Genomic DNA, 19,442 nt, shown 5'->3' on the forward strand with positions numbered 1-19,442 from the left:
TTTTTAAAACCCCTTCTTGGCATACAATTAGAGACTTCCTACACAGAAATAATTAAAAAATAAAATATATTATGTCAGTAAACTTTAAACCATTAGCAGATAGAGTTTTGATTGAGCCGATCGCTGCAGAAACTAAAACAGCTTCAGGAATTATTATTCCAGACACGGCGAAAGAAAAACCACAAGAAGGTACAGTTGTAGCAGTAGGTCCTGGTAAAAAAGATGAGCCAACAACAGTACAGGTAGGTGACAAAGTTCTTTATGGAAAATATTCAGGTTCTGAATTAAAATTAGACGGTAAAGATTTCTTAATCGTTAAGGAAGCTGATCTACTAGGAATAATTGGCTAATGGCTTTTTGCTTCTAGCTTTTTGCAATTAAGTTCAAGCTAATACTATGAGAGATTTTAAGAAATTTGAAGTTTGGCAATTGAGCCATCAATTAACTTTAAAAATTTATAATTCAACCAAGAGTTTTCCTAAAGAAGAGATTTTTGGATTGACCTCTCAAATCAGAAGATCATTTGCCTCAATCGGATATAATATTTCGGAAGGAAGCGGAAGAAATTCAGATAAAGAATTTGCTAATTTCATCAATATTGCACTAGGCTCGTCAAATGAAGCTGAAAACCAATTAATACTTTCTAAAGATTTAAATTACATCAACGAAATTGATTTTCAAAATCTTTCAGAAGAACTTATAATATTAAAAAAGAAGCTTGTAACACTTTGGAACAGGCTCAATGGAAAATAGCTTTTAGCAAATCGCTGATAGCTTAAAAAAAAATCAAATTATAAATTAAAACCGCGAATTGCTAAAGCCAAAAGCTAAAAGCAAATCGCCAAAAGCTAAACAACATGGCAAAAGAAATAAAATTCGATATCGAGTCAAGAGACGCTCTAAAAAGAGGGGTTGATGCATTGGCTAATGCAGTAAAAGTAACTTTAGGACCAAAAGGTAGAAACGTAGTAATCGAAAAATCTTTCGGTGCACCTCACGTTACTAAAGACGGTGTTTCTGTAGCAAAAGAAATCGAACTTGAAGACAGAGTAGAAAATATGGGAGCGCAAATGGTAAAAGAAGTTGCTTCCAAAACCAATGATATCGCAGGAGACGGTACTACTACCGCTACTGTTTTGGCACAGGCTATCGTAAGAGAAGGTCTTAAGAACGTAGCTGCAGGTGCAAACCCAATGGATTTGAAAAGAGGAATCGACAAAGCAGTAACTGCAGTTGTTGAAAACCTTAAATCTCAATCTAAAACAGTTGGTGATTCTACAGAAATGGTAAAGCAAGTTGCTTCAGTTTCTGCTAACAACGACGAAACGATCGGTGCATTGATCGCTGAAGCTTTCGGAAAAGTGGGTAAAGAAGGAGTTATCACAGTAGAAGAAGCTAAAGGTATCGATACAACGGTTGACGTTGTAGAAGGGATGCAGTTTGACAGAGGTTACCAGTCGCCATATTTCGTGACTAACCCTGAAAAAATGTTGGTTGAACTAGAAAATCCTTACATCCTTTTAGTGGAGAAAAAGATATCTTCAATGAAAGAATTGCTTCCGGTTCTTGAGCCAATTGCTCAAGGAGGTAAATCTTTATTAATTGTTTCTGAAGAAGTTGAAGGTGAAGCTTTGGCAACTTTAGTAGTAAACAAATTGAGAGGTTCTCTTAAAATTGCTGCTGTAAAGGCTCCAGGATTCGGAGACAGAAGAAAAGCAATGTTGGAAGATATCGCAATCCTTACAGGAGGAACAGTGATTTCTGAAGAGCAAGGTTTCACAATGGAAAACATTACCATTGATATGTTGGGAACTGCTGAAAAAGTATCTATCGACAAAGACAACACTACAGTTGTAAACGGTGGTGGTGAAGAAAGCAAGATCAAAGGAAGAGTTGCTCAAATCAAAGCTCAGATGGAAACGACTACTTCTGACTACGACAGAGAAAAACTACAGGAGAGATTGGCTAAATTAGCTGGTGGTGTTGCCGTACTTTACGTAGGTGCAGCTTCTGAAGTTGAAATGAAAGAGAAAAAAGACAGAGTTGATGATGCACTTCACGCTACAAGAGCAGCAGTTGAAGAAGGTATCGTTGCAGGTGGTGGTGTTGCTTTTGTAAGAGCTATTTCTGCTTTAGAAGATCTTCAAGGGATCAATGCTGACGAAACTACAGGGATCAAGATCGTAAAAAGAGCGATCGAAGAGCCATTGAGACAAATCGTTGCTAACGCAGGTGGTGAAGGTTCTGTGATCGTAGCTAAAGTTGCTGAAGGAACTGGAGATTTCGGTTACAACGCTAAAACTGACGAGTATGTCAACATGCTTGAAGCAGGAATCATCGACCCTACGAAAGTAACAAGAGTTGCCCTTGAAAACGCAGCTTCTGTTTCTGGAATGCTTTTAACAACTGAATGTGTGATCACTGAAGTAAAGAGCGCTGAACCAGCTATGCCAATGGGAGGTGGAATGCCAGGAATGATGTAACAGCCCGGTCAGCGACCGAGGCAAATATATTAAACCGTTCAGATTTTTCTGAGCGGTTTTTTCGTTCTTTAATAGGAGGATAGACATAAATTCTAATTTTTACGTATATTTAAGTCACTAAAAAATGTTTTGAAGTGAATGAAGAATTAAATAAAGAAATAATTAAAAAATATAATGAATTAAATAGACGGCAGCATATTAGAATATCTGATAAATTTGCTAAGCGGGCAATTTCCTTTAAATTAATTCTTATAGACTTAGATACAATCTTGGATTGTTTTGAAATAATTACAACTTCACAAAATAAGGAAGAACTTGTCTTAAATAGCGTATGGAACAATATCATTATAACTTATGGTAAAATTTTTACAAAATCTAAAAATGGCTTTACATCTTTAGTAGAGCAACATTGTATCAAAACAGAATACAAAAATATTCACAATGAGTTACGAGATTTAAGAAATAAATTTATTGCACATAGGGAAGATAATGAAATTGAAAATTGTCTCTTGCTTGTTGCAGAAAATAGAAATAATGGAAAAGTAGGATTTGAATACCATCTTCCGGTTGTTGTGCAAGCTTCACCACTAATAAAGGATTTAAACCTATTAAAAGATTTAATACTTGATTTAAAAAACTACGCAAATGCTAGACTTCAAGAAAGCTTAAAAAAAATCGATGATCGACTTTGGAGTGAGATTGAAAAAATCAAGGGTGAAAAATAATTTTACTGTTCGTAACCAATAAATATTAAAGCCAACTCTACAAAATACATCACTTACAAATATTCAGAAATTTAAATCTTAGACTTTCTTATTTGGTGGGATTTGTAATGCCAGTAGAATTTAATTGTCAGAGATACTTTAGTATATTAAACAGTTTTTTGTTTTTAGAGAAATGTATTTTTATTTGTAATACTCCAAAATTAATATCCTCTATTATCTAAAGGTGTTCCCTCCAATTCTGTAAACTCTATCTCTATAAATAGATTTATTGGTGGTAAAGCATATCCTCCTAGCTTATTGGTAGTATAATCTTTGCCGTTTATAATTTCAACTTGATTAACCTTCCAAATTTTTGGATACTTTTTTAAGTTATCATAAATAGTACTTTTTGCTGTTGCTATATATTCACCATTCACATTGTTTTCAGACACGTTAAATTTATATTGTATTATTTTATTATCCGAAACATGATTAAATTTTTTTTGTATAATTAAAGTAACATCTTTAAAATCATTCTTAAATTGTTCAGAATCGAAATCATATTTCCTTTTTATGGAAATCGCATACACTTTATTATTTATTAATTTTAAATTATATGAAGTTTTATCTTTACTGGAAAAATTGGTAAAACATTTATTTAAACCATATTTAAAAGAAATAGATTTTTTGGAAAATTCTTCATCTAAATAGCCATAATTTGATTTTATATCTGGTATTTTTCTACCATCCCAACTACCATTTTCCCTTATATCAGACACTTCAGTTGATGAATATAAATAATTATTAACTTCTGAGAGCTGTTTACCCATAAGTTTCAAATTTAAGTCATCAATTGTACATTGTGAGTACGAGAATTGAATTACTAGAACGAAGAAAGGCAGTATTTTTTTCAACATGAAATTTTGATGTAAATTTAATTATTTTTTTAATGCGAATCCCTCGCTTGTGTGAGCCCCCTTCGCTGCCGCACGAATCCCTTCGTGTGGCTTTTTCATAAAAAACATTTACTCAATAAAATTTACTTTCTTGAATTAATAATTTAGAACCCGATGTCGCAGATTTCCAATCCGCCACTTTTCCCTATCTTTAAAACCAAATCCCCCGCTGCGCAAAGTCTCATGACTTTGTGCAATAATGATAAAACAAAACCGCTCCTATCTGAGCGGTTTTTCCATATCAAAACGAATTCAAGATCTCAACTTTCCAATCCACCACTTTTCCCTATATTTAAAACATATTTTTCTACACAGAAAATCAATTAAACCAAACCTCAACGTCATTGAAAACAAAATTATTACTCCTTTCACTTTTCGGTTTATGTTTAGCGAACGCACAAACCCTAAATTTTAAACATCTTTCGGATATGTCTATGAAAAGAGGAGCGATAAGCAGTGCCATTGCAGTTGACAATATCTATGTAAGCAATGGGTATAAAGATACGGATGGTAATGCTACTATTATTGAAAAATACAGTATTAAAGATAACCGTTGGAGTGTCATCAACTCTAGTCTGGTTCCTAAAAGATTCGCCAATTCGGAGACTTACAATAATAAAATCTACATTTTTAACGGTTGGGGAAACAGCAATCTTGAAATTATAGACCTTGAAACTCATAAAAAAACGAAGGGAGCTATTAATCATGCCTACACAGGAAATGCAGGTTCTGCCATTCATAACGGAAAAATATATACCTTCGGAGGAAGTGGGCTAAACAATGCCGCCACCACCGTATTTTCTGATAGATTCCAATATTACGACATCGCTTCAGACACATGGCATCCGTTGCCGAATATGCCAACAGCCAGAGAAGCAAGGGGCAAAATTGTGAATGATAAACTCTATGTTATTGGTGGCTTTAACGGAACCTCATCACGTTTGGTCAACGTGTACGATCTCAACAAAAATCTTTGGACTGAGCAATACACGATGTCTGCTGCGATATCCGGTCATTCATTAGCGGTGTCCGGTAATAAGATTTTTATTGCAGGTGGATATAATAATCAAAATTTTCTGGCCTATTTTGATACAGAAACGAATAAATTATATAAGTTATCATCCAACATGATTCCCAGACGACACGCAGCTGCGGAAATATATAACAATAAATTATACATCATAGGTGGAAGTACAGCATCCTCAACCAAATCAGCTATTAAAAGCATTCAGGTTGCAGATATTAGCGAAGAAGCACTTTCCGCTAATTAAACGAATGAAGATGTATCCGCTGTCGCAGATTTGCAATCCGTGCCTTTTAATATAAAACTTGTTTAATCTTTTTATTTAACCACAAAAGAGACAAAAGATTTAGACATTTTCTATTTAAAGTTAATGAGTACAAAGAAAAAAGCACACAAAAACCTTTAAAAATCTTTGATTTTTTATTCTTTTGAAAACTTTGGTTATCTAATAATAGCTTTATAATGGTCTTTTGTTCCTTTTGTGGTTAAATTTCAAATTAGTTTAAACATCCTATATAAATTATAAATCTACGCTATCAAAAAATCAAAACCGTTCCTATTTCCAGAACGGTTTTTATTAATTTTACAGTCAACAATAAATTATGGGTTATATAGAAACGAAAATTGATGAAGCATTTATTACTACTTTCCTGCTTCCGAGAGAAAAGGTAGTGACCGATTTTTTAATGAATGTTTTGAGTTCGCAATATCAATTCAGAGAAGATGACAGAAAGATAGAAGTAATCAGTTTGTATTATTACGCTACCAATCCTTTGGCTTTTTTATTTGCTTTGCCCAATTATGAATATTACGCTCCGGATAAAACCACGCAGATTGCAGAATTGCATTTGAAAGACCATTCTTTGGAAGACTACTCCTATTTTGATGTTCAGGAATTATGTAAAACGGTTTTGGATGAAAACAATATTGATTATTCAGCCTATCTCAATGATGAAAATCACTTGGATTTTGCCAATTATTGGGAAAATCAAAACGGATTGGAAATTGATTTCATTAAAAACTGCTGGAAAAACGCAAAAGAAAATACCCGCTCAAAAACAATCGGATTTTTAGAATCATCAGACAATTCAGCCGGAATATTTGATTTAGATAATGGTTTTGAACTTCCATTTGAAATAGAAATTGATGAATATTTACAATCCAGAGGTTTTCTAATTAATAAAGAAATTTAACTTGATAAAAACAATTAATGCTTATTCACAATTTCTCATATTTTACAACTTCTTGTATTTCTTTACTAAATTTACGCCTTTGTATAACTTTAAAACGGTCAAATTTTAAGATTCTTTGTTTGCCTTTGCGTTAAATTATGGGTCATTAGTAAAAACGGATGTATATCAATAATTTCATATTGATACGATGTAATTTTATATTATAGCAACTTAAAGTAATATTCTTCCGTCATAAAACAATCTTCTTCTGACTTAAAGTAGTATTCTTGTAACATTGTTTTAGATTGGCACGATACAATTTTATATTACAGCGACTTAGAGTAATATTCTTCCGTCATAAAACTATATTCTTGCAACTTAAAGTAGTATTCTGGCAACATTGTTTTAGATTGGCACGATATGATTTTATATTACAGCAACTTAAAGTAATATTCTTGTGACTTAAAGTAGTATTCTGGCAACATTGTTTTAGATTGGCACGATACAATTTTATATTATAGCGACTTAGAGTAATATTCTTCCTTTATAAAACAATATTCTTCCCAGGCTCTGGCTTGTAACCAATTAACATCTTTCGAAAATTACTTCAAAAAACAGAACTGTTTTTAAGTAAAAAAATAAACGAATAGTGATATTTTTGACAATCTTAAAATAAAAATAAAAAAATGCCTACTTTTCCAGCAATAGCTTCCATATTATCAGCAACAGCATTAGCGGAATTTATAAAAACAAGATACCGCTTAGGAGAAAATGTTGATTGTAAATTGTTCAGAACAGGCGTTAACCACACTTATTTTATTTCTGATAATGAAACTAAATTTGTTGCCCGCGTTTACTGTCTTCATTGGAGAACGAAGTCTGAGATTCAGGAAGAATTAGAACTTTTACTCTTTCTAAAAGATAATAATCTTGCGGTATCATATCCAATTTCGGATGTAGAAGGCAATTTTATCCAGGAGATCAATGCTCCGGAAGGCTTACGCTATGCTGTACTCTTTACATTTGCAGAAGGTAAAAAAATGCGATTCATGAGCAATGAATCGTGTTTTGCAGTTGGCTCTTTAATGGCAAAAATTCACACTAATACAGCGGGAAAAAAAATCAATAGAGTACGTTATAATTCCGATATTCTTTTACATCAGGCTTATCATCAGATGACCTCTTTTTTTTCTGAAGATTTGGAAGAGATGCAATACCTCAAGAAAATTGGAAATCAAATATCAAGCAGTTTCAAAGAAGCCGATTGGTCAGAAGATCAGCAAGGCATCGTTCATCTTGATATTTGGTATGATAACCTAAGTGTAAATAATGAAAATGAGATCACCATCTTCGATTTTGATAATTGTGGAAATGGGGCTTTTATTTTAGATGTAGCTTATTTTTGTAAACAGCTATTTTTTATTGAATCAGACAAAAAAGAATATGAACTTAAAGTTCAAAGCTTTCTAGAGGGCTATCAAAAAACAAGAAATTTATCTGATCAAGAAATTAAATTAGTCCCTGAAGCCGGAGCCTCAATATTTATGTTTTATCTTGGTGTTCAGGCGCAAAGATTTGATTGGTCCAACATATTTTTCACAGAAAATTATCTTAAAATGTTTGTTGGAAGAATAAAAAACTGGATGGATTATCATAAACTGAAAGATTAGTTTTAGCATCCTCCGTTCACACACGATTACATAATTTGTTTTATCTACAAAATCAAAACTGCTCAATTCTTAGAGCGGTTTTTTCATTTCAAAACAAAAATATCAACCGATATGATGGTATTCAGCTAAAAATCGTTACGTTTGCACATTGTATACAATATGCAATTAGAGTATGATAACACAAGAATCACTTAAGAGTCAAATCATAAAAGCATTGTGGCAACTAATCATTGATGGCAAAATAATGCCCAATGAACCGATGCGCGAAATACAATTGACCGAATTGCTCAATATCAGTAGAACACCTCTAAGAGATGCTCTTCAGCAATTGGAATGGGAAGGAATTGTAGTTTCGGAACCGAGGAAAGGATATCGGTTAGCTCAATTTTCGGAAAATGACATTTTTGAAATTTATCCGTTAAGAGCAAAATTAGAATCGTTTGCTTTGGAGTTATCGGGTATTCCAACTCAATTAATTTTGGATGAACTCAATGCAATTAATTTAAAAATTCTCGGTTCAAAATCGCCCAAAGAAATTGTTGAATTAGATGAAAGTTGGCATTTATTACTGATTTCAAACTGTCCCAATCAAAGATTATTAAAGTTAATAAAAACATTACACCGCCAATCTCAACGCTATGAATACGCTTATATGGCGATGAACAAAACGGTTGAAAAATCTAGCAATCAACACGAAAACATTCTTCTTCAATTACAAAAAGGACACCTCCAAAAAGCGACAGAACTATTAGCTGAAAATAATTTAGTCGGTATGGATACAATGCTTACTTGGCTGCAATCTCAAAATAAATAATATTTCAATCAAAAATGAACAACAGAATTTTAAAAACAGAAAGGCTGAATTTGAGACCAATTTCAGAACAAGACGTTGAAAACATTCACAAACTACACAGTTTACCCGAAACCGATGAATTTAATACTTTGGGAATTCCAAAAGATATAGCCGAAACAAAAACTATTGCCGAAAAATGGATTTCTGAAAATAATCTAGAAAATAACAAAAGCTATACTTTTGCCGTTGAACTCATTGAAGAAAATGAATTTATCGGATTAATGGGAATTAATTTAGGGAAAGAGAAATATAAAAATGCAGAAGTTTGGTTTAAGTTCGATTCCGCTTTTTGGAATAAAGGTTTTGCAACAGAAAGTTTGAGAAAGATAATCGATTTTGGTTTTGAAACTTTACAACTTCACAGAATTGAGGCAGGCTGTGCAATTGAAAATATTGGTTCTATAAGTGTTTTAGAAAAAGTTGGGATGTTGCGTGAAGCACATACTAGACAATTATTACCGCTGAAATCTGGTTGGTCAGACAACTATGGATACGCAATTTTATCAACCGATTTAAGAAAATAAATAAAGTAGAAATGAATCAAAATTTCTATTCAATATTACCCATAAATTTCAAGTACTAATAAAAAAACTTATAATGAAACAATTCCTTTTACTTTCTATAATCATCACTTTTTTATCTTCAAATTTTTATACAGCACAATCTCGAACCGCGCAAACAGACACCGAATTTTTTATTCCTATTGACAAATCAAACCTTTATACAAGAGTGGTCGGTAATCCTGACAAGCCTATCATTATCACACTTCACGGCGGACCAGGCGCTTTTAATGTAGACCATGAATTTTATAGAGATGTTTTTGAAAACGATTATTTGATGGTCTATTTTGACCAAAGAGGAAGTGGTAAATCAGATGAATGGAAAGATAAAACAATGCTTACTACAGACCAATTTGTGAAAGATCTAGACAAAGTAGTTGAGTATATAAAAAATAAATATCCAAACAAAAAAATAAATCTTTTAGGTTCTTCTTGGGGCGGGATGTATGGCTTTTTGTATCTGATAAAACATCAAGAAAAAATCAATTCATTTATTAGCAATTCGGGTACTGCCAATATTCAGCATAATAATTTTGCATTAATAAAACACGAAAAACAATTAGCGAATAAGCTCATCAAGGAAACGAAAGATTCTACCAAAATCAACCGATATAAAGAAATTTTGCAGAAGTTAGACGTTATCGAAAACAGTGGGTTTAAAAGCTTTTTTGGTGACATGAATACCATAAGGTACGTATTTCCAAAAGACTTAGGATTTGATGTATATTGGGCTCAACCCAAAAAGAAAGGAAAAATTGAGGCGCTTATAAAAGACCCTGACTTCTATACGCGAAATAAATATACGCCCGAACTTTTAGAACAAGCCATGACTAGATTTGAATACATCAACGAAACCTTTCATGGTCAAGAAGCCTATAACAATCTCAATATTTTAAATGAAATTGGGGTTATCAAAACCCCAGTCTTGGTTCTTCAAGGGGAATTCGATTATGCAATTGGTCTAGAATCTGGCAGAATGATTTATAAAGCTCTAAAAAATGTTCCTAAAAAGGATAAAGAATTAATCTACATCAAGAATACCTCTCACAATATACCGGCCGAAGAACCAGAACAATTGTATGCCGCATTAACAGCTTTCTTTAAAAAATATAATTAAAACAAATCAATGGCTAGCTAACATTTGCCCGGCGGCTTTAGCTTCCAAATCTCGTAGACTTATTATCTAAATTAAAACCGCTCATCTCAAAGCAGTTTTCCAATTTCAAAACAAATTCCTAAGTTTATAAGTTCTGCAAAACTCAAGATCCTTTCGTAATGGAAAACAAAAAAGACGAACAAATTCTGGATAACGGTCCGTTCTACCACGGTACAAAAGCTGATCTACAAATTGGCGATCTGCTCAATCCGGGATTCGAGTCGAATTATTATCCCGAAATTATTATGAACCACATCTACTTTACAGCATTACAAAACGGCGCCGGATTAGCTGCTGCACTCGCAAAAGGTGATAAGTCTGAAAGGATTTACATCGTAGAGCCAACAGGAACTTTTGAAAATGACCCCAACGTCACCGATAAAAAATTTCCCGGAAACCCTACCCGTTCTTATCGAAGTACAAAACCTTTAAAGATTATTGGCGAGGTCACAGAATGGATTAAACTAACAGATGAAGAACTTCAAAACTGGAAGGAAAAGGATTGCAAAGCTTCGGGAAAATCCGGATGCTGAAATTATTAATTAAAATTGATCCATCAAAAATATGATCTGAAAACACCATTATTAAGTAATTTTACAAAACCACAAAAAATATAATATGGATCTAAAGACCTTAATCACCCACACCGTTCAGTACAACAATTGGGTTGTTAATAAGTACATCGACTGGCTTTCTACAAAGTCTGACGAACAACTTGATCAGGAAGTTATCTCAAGCTTTCCAACGATCTTAAGAACATTGCATCACATTTGGCAAACCCAGGAATATTGGTGGAGCCATATCGGAGAAAATAATGATTTCGATTTTGCTGCAGCTTCAGCAACAACCGGTAAAGAAGAAATTTTCAATGCTATCAGAAACAACTCTCGAAAACTAATGGACTATGTAGAAAGTTTATCCGAAGAAGATTTTATAAAAAACGTAAAAATTGACTCACAATGGTTCCAGTGTGATTTTTAAAAATATGAATACATTCAGCATATCGTTTTACATGGGACTTATCACAGAGGGCAAATTGTAACGATGGGAAGAAATGGGGGAATCACCGACGCGCCAATGACCGATTATAATTTCTGGAATATCTATAAAGATTCAGACGTATCGGCTAAGAATTGAGCTAAGGTAAATTAAAAACATTTCGCTCCCATAATATTCAGATAAAATGTAAATTCCACACGTAAAAATTGAAAGGACAATATGACAGGTAAAAATTACAATACTGAAGGAAGACAAGTTGATTTTCAAAACTATGAAGAACCTGTAAAACCAATAATCATCGATAAGCTGGCTTGGATAGAAATAAAGAACAAAGCCATTCTCTCCACAAAAAGTTATGGAAAAGACAAATATTATATTCCGGGTGGCAAAAGAGAACTTGGGGAAACTGATGAGCAGGCTTTAATCCGTGAAATAAATGAGGAATTAAGCGTAACTCTTGATAAAAACTCTCTTCAATATATCGGTACTTTCGAAGCTCAAGCACATGGACATGCAGAAGGCATCATCGTTAAAATGACTTGCTATTCCGGAAAATATTCTGGCGAACTAAAAGCAAACTCAGAAATTGAAGAAATAAAATGGCTCAATTATTCAGATAAAGACAAAGTATCTGAAGTTGATAAAATAATTTTCGACAGCTTACACGATGACCATTTATTAGATTAATATTTTAATTTAAATCTAACACAAAGGATTTTTCTTGTTCCATTAAACCAATGTATGTATTATTGTAAAAAAATACTCATGCACATTCAGGTTTCACAGGATTTTAAAGAAAAGACCAAGGCGGCGGTTTCATCAATCGTCATTTTTATTTTCGTTTATATCCTTATTTTTCTTTTCACTATTGTGCTGGCTTTAGCCTGTATCGGTGGCGGAATTTGGCTTATCATTGCAAAACCGATGTTTATTACCCTTATGGTGGGTGTAGGTTTGGCAGGAACAGGAATTTTCGTATTCTTTTTTATCATTAAATTTTTATTTAAAAAACACATCAACGACAGAAGCTATCTCTCTGAAATAAAAAGATCAGACGAGCCTGAACTCTTTAAGATGATCGATGAGATCGTAAAAGAAGCAGAAACCAATTTTCCGAAAAAAGTCTATTTATCTTATGATGTAAATGCAAGTGTATTCTACGATTCCAGTTTTTGGAGCATGTTTTTTCCTATTCAGAAAAATCTTACGATCGGGGTTGGGCTTATCAATACCACCACAAAGCAGGAGCTTAAAGCAATTTTATCTCACGAATTTGGGCATTTCTCACAACGCTCAATGAAGGTTGGAAGTTATGTATACAATGTGAATCAGATTATTTTTAATTTAGTGAATGACGATACATCTTATCGTAATTCTATCGAAAAGTTTGCAAGTTTCAGCGGTTATTTTTCAATTTTCGCATCGCTTGCTATTTTTTTTACTTCAAAAATACAGTGGGTTCTTGCCAAAATGTATTCCTACGTCAACATCCGTCACATGGCACTTTCCAGAGAAATGGAATTTCATGCAGATGAAGTTGCAGCCAATATTTCAGGTTCTATTTCTTTGGAAGAATCTCTTTTAAGACTAGAACTTGCCAGCAATTCTTACAATAACGTGATCAATTTTTATGAAGCGAGAATTTCGAAAAATCAATCGAGTAAAAACATTTACAGAGAACAGTTTTTTGTGATGAATTTTCTTGCAGAGCAAACCGAATTAGAAACAAAATACAATCTTCCGCACGTAAAGCTTGCAGAATCTGGATTGTTTAATAAGTCTAAATTGAATATCGAAAATCAGTGGGCATCGCATCCCTCCACCGAAGATCGTGTTGCAAAACTTAGACAACTGAATGTCGTTAAAGAAACTGATAATCGACCTGCAAAAAATCTATTTAAAGACTTTGAAAAAACTGAAGAAAAACTCACTGCCAAACTTTTTTCAAACGTAAAATATCAACGTGGCAGAACAGATCTAGAGTTTGAAACTTTTAAAACAGAATTTGAAGCACAATATCAAAACGATTCTTTCGATAAGATTTTTAATAATTATTACGACAACAAAAACCCAGATCCTGAGGCTAAAGAAGATGTTTCATCCGAAAACATTCAGTTTGAGAACCTTTACGACAACGAAAAAGTGGAACTTGTCTACACATTGATCGCTTTGGAAAATGATAAGAAAACCATTGAAGCTATTGCTAATAAAGAATTTATTTTAAAAACATTCGACTACGACGGAAGAAAATACAAAGCATCTGAAGCAAAAAAACTCATTCCGGAAATAGATAGATCTATCATACAAAATAAAGATCTGATTGCTAAAAATGATTCTGATATTTACAATTATTTTCTAAAAATTGCAGAAAACCTGAATAGGAAATCAGGGTTTATAAGTCTTTATCAAGCTTTTGCAGATTATGATAAGCAATACGAAGATAAATATAAGCTGTATATAGATCTTGTAAATGCAACTGCTTTCATTAGTGCAAGAACTCCGTTCGAGCAAATAAAACAGAATTTTATTACTCTTAAAACTCTTGAAGAAAAATTAAAATATGAATTAAGGTTTCATCTTCAAAATTCACTTTTAACTAAAGATTTGAGCGAACAGGATGTAAAAGATTTAGAATATTATGTAGAAAAAGAACATATATATTTCAATAACAAAGAATATTTTGACCACAACCTAAAGATACTCATGAATGCAATCAATACTTTACCGTATTTCCTTCACCGAAAGTATTTTTTGAAGAAAAAAGAATTGCTTATTCTAATGAAAGACCTAGAAGAAAATCAGCGTGTAGAAAAAGTTTCTTAAAAATTTCATGAACCGTTCAAATCTTCTGAGCGGTTTTTTTGTGTAATTTAATGCTTAAAAACTGGCCTGTTTATTAAACCAATTCAAAATGAAAGCCCGAGAAGAAAAATTAAGATCAATCATTAATTGGTCAGAAAATAATGAGGATGTAAGAGCGGTTTTACTCACAAGTTCGCTTGTAAATCCTCTTGCGCCTGTTGATGAATTTAGTGATTTGGATATCGAACTTATTTTTGAAATAACTCCAAATATATTTCAGATAAGAATTGGATTCATCATTTTGGAAATCCAATTGCCATGATTGAAGAGGATGAAACCAGCTTTGACGGAAGACACGCAATGAAAATGATTTTATACGATGATTATGTAAAAGTTGATTTTAAACTATTCAGCAAAGCCAAGTTTCTGGAAGAAGTAAGGCTGAAAGAATTACCTGAAGATTGGGACATTGGTTATAAAGTTTTGATTGACAAAGAGGAGATTACAAAGGAAATGCAGAAATCGAGTTTTCAGGTTTCTATCATCAAGAAACCATCAAATGAAGAGTTCCAACATATTCTCAAAGACTTTTGGTGGGATATAACCTACGTTGCAAAATGTCTAGCAAGAGATGAAATATTTTATGCAAAATTTATGTCGGAAAGCATTATCCGAACTGAATATTTAATTCCTCTTATTGAATGGCATATAGCAAGTAAGCATCATTGGAATATAACAACCAATAAATACGGAAGGCTTTTCAAAAAATATCTAAGCACCGAAATGTGGATGAAAACAGAACAAACATTTTCAGGAAGTAACATCAAAGATAATTGGATAGCTTTATTCGCAATGGCTGATTTAGTTTCAGAGATTGGAATAGAATTGTCGGAAAAATTAGATCATGAATATCCTTTTAAATTAGAAAAAGATATCCGGAAGTATTTGAACGAACTTCAAATGAAATAGGATTGTTTTCTCCAGACAATATTTTCCTATTTCACATTTTTGTTTAATTTAGTTTGATTGAAAAAATATCGGCTCAAAGTGAGAATTAATCCTACAATTACAAAACCACAACTTATTAATTATAATCCGTAAACTGACTACACGAAATGAAATTTAGATTATTACTTTTAATATCATTTATATCTCAAATTTACTTTTCCCAAGGTGAAAAACTCAATGATGGTAAAATTGCCAACATCAAAAACATTATTACTCTATTCCAACAGAAAAATATTCAAAAAATATCAAACTTCGTGAATTTCCCTTTAAGAAGAGAATATCCGATTCCGGAAATTAAAAATAGAGAGCAGTTTAAACAGCGTTTCAATGAAGTTTTTGATAAAAAACTAATCGATAAAATAGCTCATTCAAAAACCGAGCAATGGTCGGAAGTTGGCTGGAGAGGAATTATGCTCGACAATGGCGATGTCTGGATTGATAGTTATGAGGGAAAAATAATTGCAGTAAACCATCAAAGTAATTTTGAAAAAAAGCTGAGAAAAGAACTGATTAATAAAGAAAAAGAAAATGTACATCCTTCGTTAAAAACTTTCGAAAGCCCGACTTGCAAAATAAAAACTAAAAAATATCTGATTAGAATTGACAAACTGGCAAATAACAAATACAGATATGCTTCCTGGAAAATAAGTGAAAAAGAATCTTCAAAACCCGACCTCATTCTGAATAATGGAGAATTAGAATTTCAGGGAAGTGGCGGAAATCATCTGATTACTTTTACCAATGGGAATTATATCTATAAAGTTTACAGAAATATTTTGGGCGAAGAAAATACACCCGATATCACCCTTGAAGTTGAAGAAAATGAAAAAACAATTCTGCATCAAGATGGAACTTTAATCTTAAAATAAAAAACATGAAACCCACACCTCAACATAATGAGAGAATTGCAAAAATAACCTTTTCATCAGTCTATCCACACTACATTACAAAGGTAGAGAGCAAAGGCAGAACCGTTGAAGAATTGCATCAGGTGATAGAATGGCTAACCGGTTTTGATGCTAAAAAATTGCAGGAACTCATTCACGAAAAGGTAACATTTGAAACGTTTTTTAAGAATGCAAAACTAAATCCTAAGGCTCATCTTATAACAGGAGTAATCTGTGGCTACAGAATTGAAGAAATTGAAAACCCACTGACTAAACAGACGAAAAATTTAGATAAATTAGTCGACGAATTGGCAAAAGAAAAATGAAAAAGATTTTAAGATAATAATCAAAATCATGGCAAAAACAAAGACAACTTACACAGAAATAGACGTAAAAGATTTTTTGGATTCTTATGTTGACAATGAGCAGAAAAAAACCGACAGTTTGCAATTGATAGAACTGATGAAGGAATGGTCTGATTCTGAACCCAAAATGTGGGGACCATCGATTATCGGATTTGGAAATTATCATTATAAATACGTAAGCGGACACGAAGGCGATGCGCCGGTTATTGGGTTTTCGCCCAGAAAAGCTGCATTTTCATTGTACATTTATTCCGACACAGAAAAAAGCAAATTATTACTACCCAATTTGGGGAAATTTAAAATGAGCAAAGCCTGTATTTATATAAAAAAACTTTCGGATATTGATGTTTCTATTTTAAAGGAGCTTTGTATGGAATCAATTCAATACATCAGCGAGCATCATGAATGCTCTTGCAGAGCCAAATAAAAATACATAAGTATGACTCCCAACATTTTCATTAAAAATAAATTTAGCAGAAAGGCTATTTCTTTAACAATTATTCTATTAAAAGGTCTCGGGCAAATAATGCTTCAGGGAAATTCTGTGACTGGATTTCTGTTTTTAGTTGGCATTTTCTATGGGTCATTGACAATGGGGATTGCTGCACTTTTAGCAACAATTTGTGGAACTACTACAGCCTTTTTATTGAAATACGACAAGGCAGAAATTAATAAAGGACTTTATGGTTTCAGCGCAGCTTTGGTAGGCGTTGCCATCATGCTGTTTTTAAAACCAGTATTCATAAGCTGGATAATTTTAGTCATTGGTTCTGCTCTAGCAACGGTAATACAGCATTTTTTCATGAAACGTAAAATACCCGTATTCACACTTCCTTTTGTTGTAATAACTTGGTTAATACTGTTTTTTACAAACAATTACTTCACAGGTTTATTATCAGAGGTATCAATAACTACTGCTTCATCAATTAATTATTTTACGGTTGGGTTTAAAGGATATGGACAGGTTATTTTCCAGGGAAGCATTATTTCCGGAATCCTGTTTTTTATCGGGATACTTATCAGTTCCCCAATCTCTGCATTGTATGGACTTGCAGGTGCTATCATATCAGCAATTATTGCATTTATATTTTCTGCACCAGTAGAAGACATAAGTATCGGATTGTTTAGCTTTAATGCCGTATTATGCGCAATCGTATTTTCAGGGAAACAAATGAAAGACTGCATTTGGAGTGTTATCGCAGTCATATTATCACTCTTCATTAGTTTATTACTATTGAAATTTGATATTATGCAGCTTACATTTCCTTTTGTTTTAGCTTCTTGTATTATTCTCTTTGTAAAGGAAAAATACGAGAACCGTTTTCAAAATAATTAATATCAAAAAAAATAAAATTGTAAATTAGAATTTTATAATAACCATAAACTTTCTGAATTAATCATGATTTCTACCAAAGATTACACACTCCTACCCGATGCTCAAAAATTAAAATCTATCTGTAAAGCTATTTCGGTTTTAGATGCTATACTTTCTCAGGAATGGGAATACCGTTATTATTCTTACAATAATAATTGGTCAGACCACGAAGAGTTTTTTGAAATGCGTGATGGGTCAGGAGACCAAATGCTTGTTTTATTTGCCCAAAACGATTGCGTTATCAATGGTTTCGCTAACGAATATAAGCAACAAGACAAACAAAAACTAACCGAAAATCTACCTTCTATTTTTAATGAATTTATTTTTGGCGAACCGGTTAATTCCATTGGAACAACTTTTTGCCTGTGGACTACCGAGCAAAAAAACTGGCACACAGGAAAGCTTGAAAATGTTGACGATAATTCTGAAGAAATGCTGAATATTTTTGATGGAAATCCTCAAACTTACATCGATTGGGTGACAGAATATTTTGAAGAAAGCTACAAAGAGTCTGGAATTCCTTTAGAAACGGTGAAAAAAATTTACGCTGGTCAAATTTTGACAAAAAAAATGGTCTTATCAATTGTTGATGAAGTTGAAGATTGGGAACAGTTAGAAGCCGACCTTAAAGAAATTGGTTATCCTTACCATTTTGATTAGTAAAATAACTTTAAATTTTCGCTTTTACAATGACCATTCAAAATCAAATAGAAGAATACATCACAAGCCACAAAGAACCAAAACGCAGTGATTTAGAAAATCTGCATCAGATTATTCTTGAGCTTATGCCGAAATGTAAATTATGGTTTTTAGACGGTAAAAATGATGAAAACAAAACCGTTTCCAATCCAAATATCGGCTATGGATTTCATATCATGAAATATGCTGATGGAAAAACCAGAGACTTTTATAAAATCGGATTGAGCGCCAATACAACAGGAATTTCTGTTTACATCATGGGGATTGAAGACAAAAAATATTTAGTCAATACATTTGGAGAAAAAATAGGTAAAGCCAGCGTGACAAGCTATTGTATAAAATTCAAAAAGCTGGATGATATTAATTTGGAAGTCTTGAAAGAAGCAATACAATCTGTTCTTTGAAATCAATAATTTTTAGCAAAATCAAATAATTAAAACAATTATAGAATATTCTCATCATTCAAAATACTTGTATTTTTTTGTTAAGTTCACGCCTTTGTACAACTTAAAAACGGTCATTATTTAAAATTCTTTGTTTGCCTTTGCGTGAAATTAAGAATTATAGCAAATAGCGTATTAACATGAGTTGATTCTTAAAATTAATACTAAATATCAATAGGAATGGGCTTTAGCCCATTTTAAATAATCGTAAACTTAATTGGCTTTAGCCGAAATTTACAATAAGTTTTGGCTAAAGCCAATTGTCGTCTTCACATTTACATCGGGC

Annotated in this window: 20 protein-coding genes and 2 pseudogenes; 21 read left to right on the forward strand and 1 reads right to left on the reverse strand. The window is 32.7% G+C overall.

Translation table 11 applies throughout. The features are described from left to right. The first annotated feature begins 71 nt into the window (after positions 1-71). The 4 genes from groES (at position 72) to AB671_RS01440 (ending at position 3,208) form a co-directional block, all read left to right on the forward strand. Positions 72-350: a co-chaperone GroES gene (gene groES / locus AB671_RS01425; RefSeq protein ID WP_066681821.1), complete on the forward strand. Its 279-nt coding sequence runs from the start codon at positions 72-74 to the stop codon at positions 348-350. Positions 351-396: 46 nt separating this feature from the next. Further along, positions 397-753 (forward strand): four helix bundle protein, encoded by a 357-nt coding sequence (locus tag AB671_RS01430; protein ID WP_066681828.1) that lies wholly within the window; start codon positions 397-399, stop codon positions 751-753. Positions 754-857: 104 nt separating this feature from the next. Beyond that, positions 858-2,483: a chaperonin GroEL gene (groL, locus tag AB671_RS01435; RefSeq protein WP_066681831.1), complete on the forward strand. Its 1,626-nt coding sequence runs from the start codon at positions 858-860 to the stop codon at positions 2,481-2,483. A gap of 134 nt (positions 2,484-2,617) precedes the next feature. After that, positions 2,618-3,208, forward strand: coding sequence for a hypothetical protein (locus tag AB671_RS01440; RefSeq protein ID WP_066681834.1), 591 nt, complete (start codon positions 2,618-2,620; stop codon positions 3,206-3,208). Positions 3,209-3,408: 200 nt separating this feature from the next. On the opposite strand, the gene AB671_RS01445 is transcribed toward AB671_RS01440, so the two are convergent. Next, the gene (locus AB671_RS01445; protein ID WP_157444101.1) at positions 3,409-4,017 is read right to left on the reverse strand and encodes a hypothetical protein; all 609 of its coding nucleotides are present in this window, start codon (positions 4,015-4,017) and stop codon (positions 3,409-3,411) included. Between the two features lie 470 nt (positions 4,018-4,487). On the opposite strand from AB671_RS01445, the gene AB671_RS01450 reads away from it, so the two are divergent. The 17 genes and pseudogenes from AB671_RS01450 to AB671_RS01530 all read left to right on the forward strand — a co-directional run bounded on the left by AB671_RS01450 (position 4,488) and on the right by AB671_RS01530 (position 19,117). Continuing rightward, on the forward strand, positions 4,488-5,414 hold the full coding sequence (locus AB671_RS01450; protein ID WP_157444102.1) for a Kelch repeat-containing protein: 927 nt from the start codon (positions 4,488-4,490) through the stop codon (positions 5,412-5,414). A gap of 355 nt (positions 5,415-5,769) precedes the next feature. Continuing rightward, positions 5,770-6,360: a hypothetical protein gene (locus AB671_RS01455; protein WP_066679412.1), complete on the forward strand. Its 591-nt coding sequence runs from the start codon at positions 5,770-5,772 to the stop codon at positions 6,358-6,360. A gap of 665 nt (positions 6,361-7,025) precedes the next feature. Continuing rightward, positions 7,026-8,009 (forward strand): phosphotransferase, encoded by a 984-nt coding sequence (locus AB671_RS01460; protein ID WP_066679413.1) that lies wholly within the window; start codon positions 7,026-7,028, stop codon positions 8,007-8,009. A 172-nt stretch (positions 8,010-8,181) separates the two neighbouring features. Further along, positions 8,182-8,823 carry a GntR family transcriptional regulator gene (locus AB671_RS01465; RefSeq protein ID WP_066679414.1) on the forward strand — a complete coding sequence of 214 codons (642 nt, stop codon included), beginning with the start codon at positions 8,182-8,184 and terminating at the stop codon, positions 8,821-8,823. Positions 8,824-8,837: 14 nt separating this feature from the next. Next, positions 8,838-9,386, forward strand: coding sequence for a GNAT family N-acetyltransferase (locus tag AB671_RS01470; RefSeq protein WP_066679415.1), 549 nt, complete (start codon positions 8,838-8,840; stop codon positions 9,384-9,386). A gap of 73 nt (positions 9,387-9,459) precedes the next feature. Then, entirely contained in the window at positions 9,460-10,539 is a 1,080-nt protein-coding gene (locus AB671_RS01475; protein WP_066679416.1) for an alpha/beta fold hydrolase, read from the forward strand. A gap of 158 nt (positions 10,540-10,697) precedes the next feature. Further along, positions 10,698-11,111, forward strand: a complete 414-nt coding sequence (gene arr / locus AB671_RS01480) for an NAD(+)--rifampin ADP-ribosyltransferase (protein ID WP_066679417.1) — start codon at positions 10,698-10,700, stop codon at positions 11,109-11,111. Positions 11,112-11,196: 85 nt separating this feature from the next. Continuing rightward, positions 11,197-11,715: pseudogene (locus AB671_RS01485) on the forward strand (DinB family protein). Positions 11,716-11,796: 81 nt separating this feature from the next. Continuing rightward, positions 11,797-12,264, forward strand: a complete 468-nt coding sequence (locus tag AB671_RS01490) for an NUDIX hydrolase (RefSeq protein ID WP_082987207.1) — start codon at positions 11,797-11,799, stop codon at positions 12,262-12,264. Between the two features lie 78 nt (positions 12,265-12,342). After that, the gene (locus tag AB671_RS01495) at positions 12,343-14,400 is read left to right on the forward strand and encodes a M48 family metalloprotease (RefSeq protein ID WP_066679418.1); all 2,058 of its coding nucleotides are present in this window, start codon (positions 12,343-12,345) and stop codon (positions 14,398-14,400) included. Between the two features lie 88 nt (positions 14,401-14,488). Further along, positions 14,489-15,348: pseudogene (locus AB671_RS01500) on the forward strand (AadS family aminoglycoside 6-adenylyltransferase). A 146-nt stretch (positions 15,349-15,494) separates the two neighbouring features. Then, positions 15,495-16,256: a hypothetical protein gene (locus AB671_RS01505; RefSeq protein WP_066679419.1), complete on the forward strand. Its 762-nt coding sequence runs from the start codon at positions 15,495-15,497 to the stop codon at positions 16,254-16,256. A 5-nt stretch (positions 16,257-16,261) separates the two neighbouring features. Continuing rightward, positions 16,262-16,600, forward strand: a complete 339-nt coding sequence (locus AB671_RS01510) for a DUF2200 domain-containing protein (protein ID WP_066679420.1) — start codon at positions 16,262-16,264, stop codon at positions 16,598-16,600. 28 nt (positions 16,601-16,628) lie between these two features. Then, entirely contained in the window at positions 16,629-17,066 is a 438-nt protein-coding gene (locus AB671_RS01515) for a DUF1801 domain-containing protein (RefSeq protein WP_066679421.1), read from the forward strand. 12 nt (positions 17,067-17,078) lie between these two features. Next, positions 17,079-17,975, forward strand: coding sequence for an urea transporter (locus AB671_RS01520; RefSeq protein ID WP_082987209.1), 897 nt, complete (start codon positions 17,079-17,081; stop codon positions 17,973-17,975). Between the two features lie 63 nt (positions 17,976-18,038). Beyond that, on the forward strand, positions 18,039-18,674 hold the full coding sequence (locus tag AB671_RS01525) for a hypothetical protein (RefSeq protein WP_228390954.1): 636 nt from the start codon (positions 18,039-18,041) through the stop codon (positions 18,672-18,674). A gap of 29 nt (positions 18,675-18,703) precedes the next feature. Further along, a complete protein-coding gene (locus AB671_RS01530; protein WP_066679423.1) occupies positions 18,704-19,117 on the forward strand; it encodes a DUF1801 domain-containing protein in 414 nt (137 codons plus the stop codon). Positions 19,118-19,442 lie beyond the last annotated feature (325 nt).

This window comes from Chryseobacterium sp. BGARF1, from assembly GCF_001677955.1.
Taxonomy (GTDB): Bacteria; Bacteroidota; Bacteroidia; order Flavobacteriales; family Weeksellaceae; genus Chryseobacterium.

Bases quoted from the DNA above. Each gene is read 5' to 3' on its own strand.
- AB671_RS01530 (WP_066679423.1), top strand. From the start codon at position 18,704: ATGACCATTCAAAATCAAATAGAAGAATACATCACAAGCCACAAAGAA.
- AB671_RS01455 (WP_066679412.1), top strand. From the start codon at position 5,770: ATGGGTTATATAGAAACGAAAATTGATGAAGCATTTATTACTACTTTC.
- AB671_RS01515 (WP_066679421.1), top strand. From the start codon at position 16,629: ATGGCAAAAACAAAGACAACTTACACAGAAATAGACGTAAAAGATTTT.
- AB671_RS01495 (WP_066679418.1), top strand. From the start codon at position 12,343: ATGCACATTCAGGTTTCACAGGATTTTAAAGAAAAGACCAAGGCGGCG.
- groES (WP_066681821.1), top strand. From the start codon at position 72: ATGTCAGTAAACTTTAAACCATTAGCAGATAGAGTTTTGATTGAGCCG.
- AB671_RS01490 (WP_082987207.1), top strand. From the start codon at position 11,797: ATGACAGGTAAAAATTACAATACTGAAGGAAGACAAGTTGATTTTCAA.
- AB671_RS01430 (WP_066681828.1), top strand. From the start codon at position 397: ATGAGAGATTTTAAGAAATTTGAAGTTTGGCAATTGAGCCATCAATTA.
- AB671_RS01445 (WP_157444101.1), bottom strand. From the start codon at position 4,017: ATGGGTAAACAGCTCTCAGAAGTTAATAATTATTTATATTCATCAACT.
- AB671_RS01505 (WP_066679419.1), top strand. From the start codon at position 15,495: ATGAAATTTAGATTATTACTTTTAATATCATTTATATCTCAAATTTAC.
- AB671_RS01470 (WP_066679415.1), top strand. From the start codon at position 8,838: ATGAACAACAGAATTTTAAAAACAGAAAGGCTGAATTTGAGACCAATT.
- AB671_RS01510 (WP_066679420.1), top strand. From the start codon at position 16,262: ATGAAACCCACACCTCAACATAATGAGAGAATTGCAAAAATAACCTTT.
- groL (WP_066681831.1), top strand. From the start codon at position 858: ATGGCAAAAGAAATAAAATTCGATATCGAGTCAAGAGACGCTCTAAAA.
- AB671_RS01475 (WP_066679416.1), top strand. From the start codon at position 9,460: ATGAAACAATTCCTTTTACTTTCTATAATCATCACTTTTTTATCTTCA.
- AB671_RS01520 (WP_082987209.1), top strand. From the start codon at position 17,079: ATGACTCCCAACATTTTCATTAAAAATAAATTTAGCAGAAAGGCTATT.
- AB671_RS01460 (WP_066679413.1), top strand. From the start codon at position 7,026: ATGCCTACTTTTCCAGCAATAGCTTCCATATTATCAGCAACAGCATTA.
- AB671_RS01465 (WP_066679414.1), top strand. From the start codon at position 8,182: ATGATAACACAAGAATCACTTAAGAGTCAAATCATAAAAGCATTGTGG.
- AB671_RS01525 (WP_228390954.1), top strand. From the start codon at position 18,039: ATGATTTCTACCAAAGATTACACACTCCTACCCGATGCTCAAAAATTA.
- arr (WP_066679417.1), top strand. From the start codon at position 10,698: ATGGAAAACAAAAAAGACGAACAAATTCTGGATAACGGTCCGTTCTAC.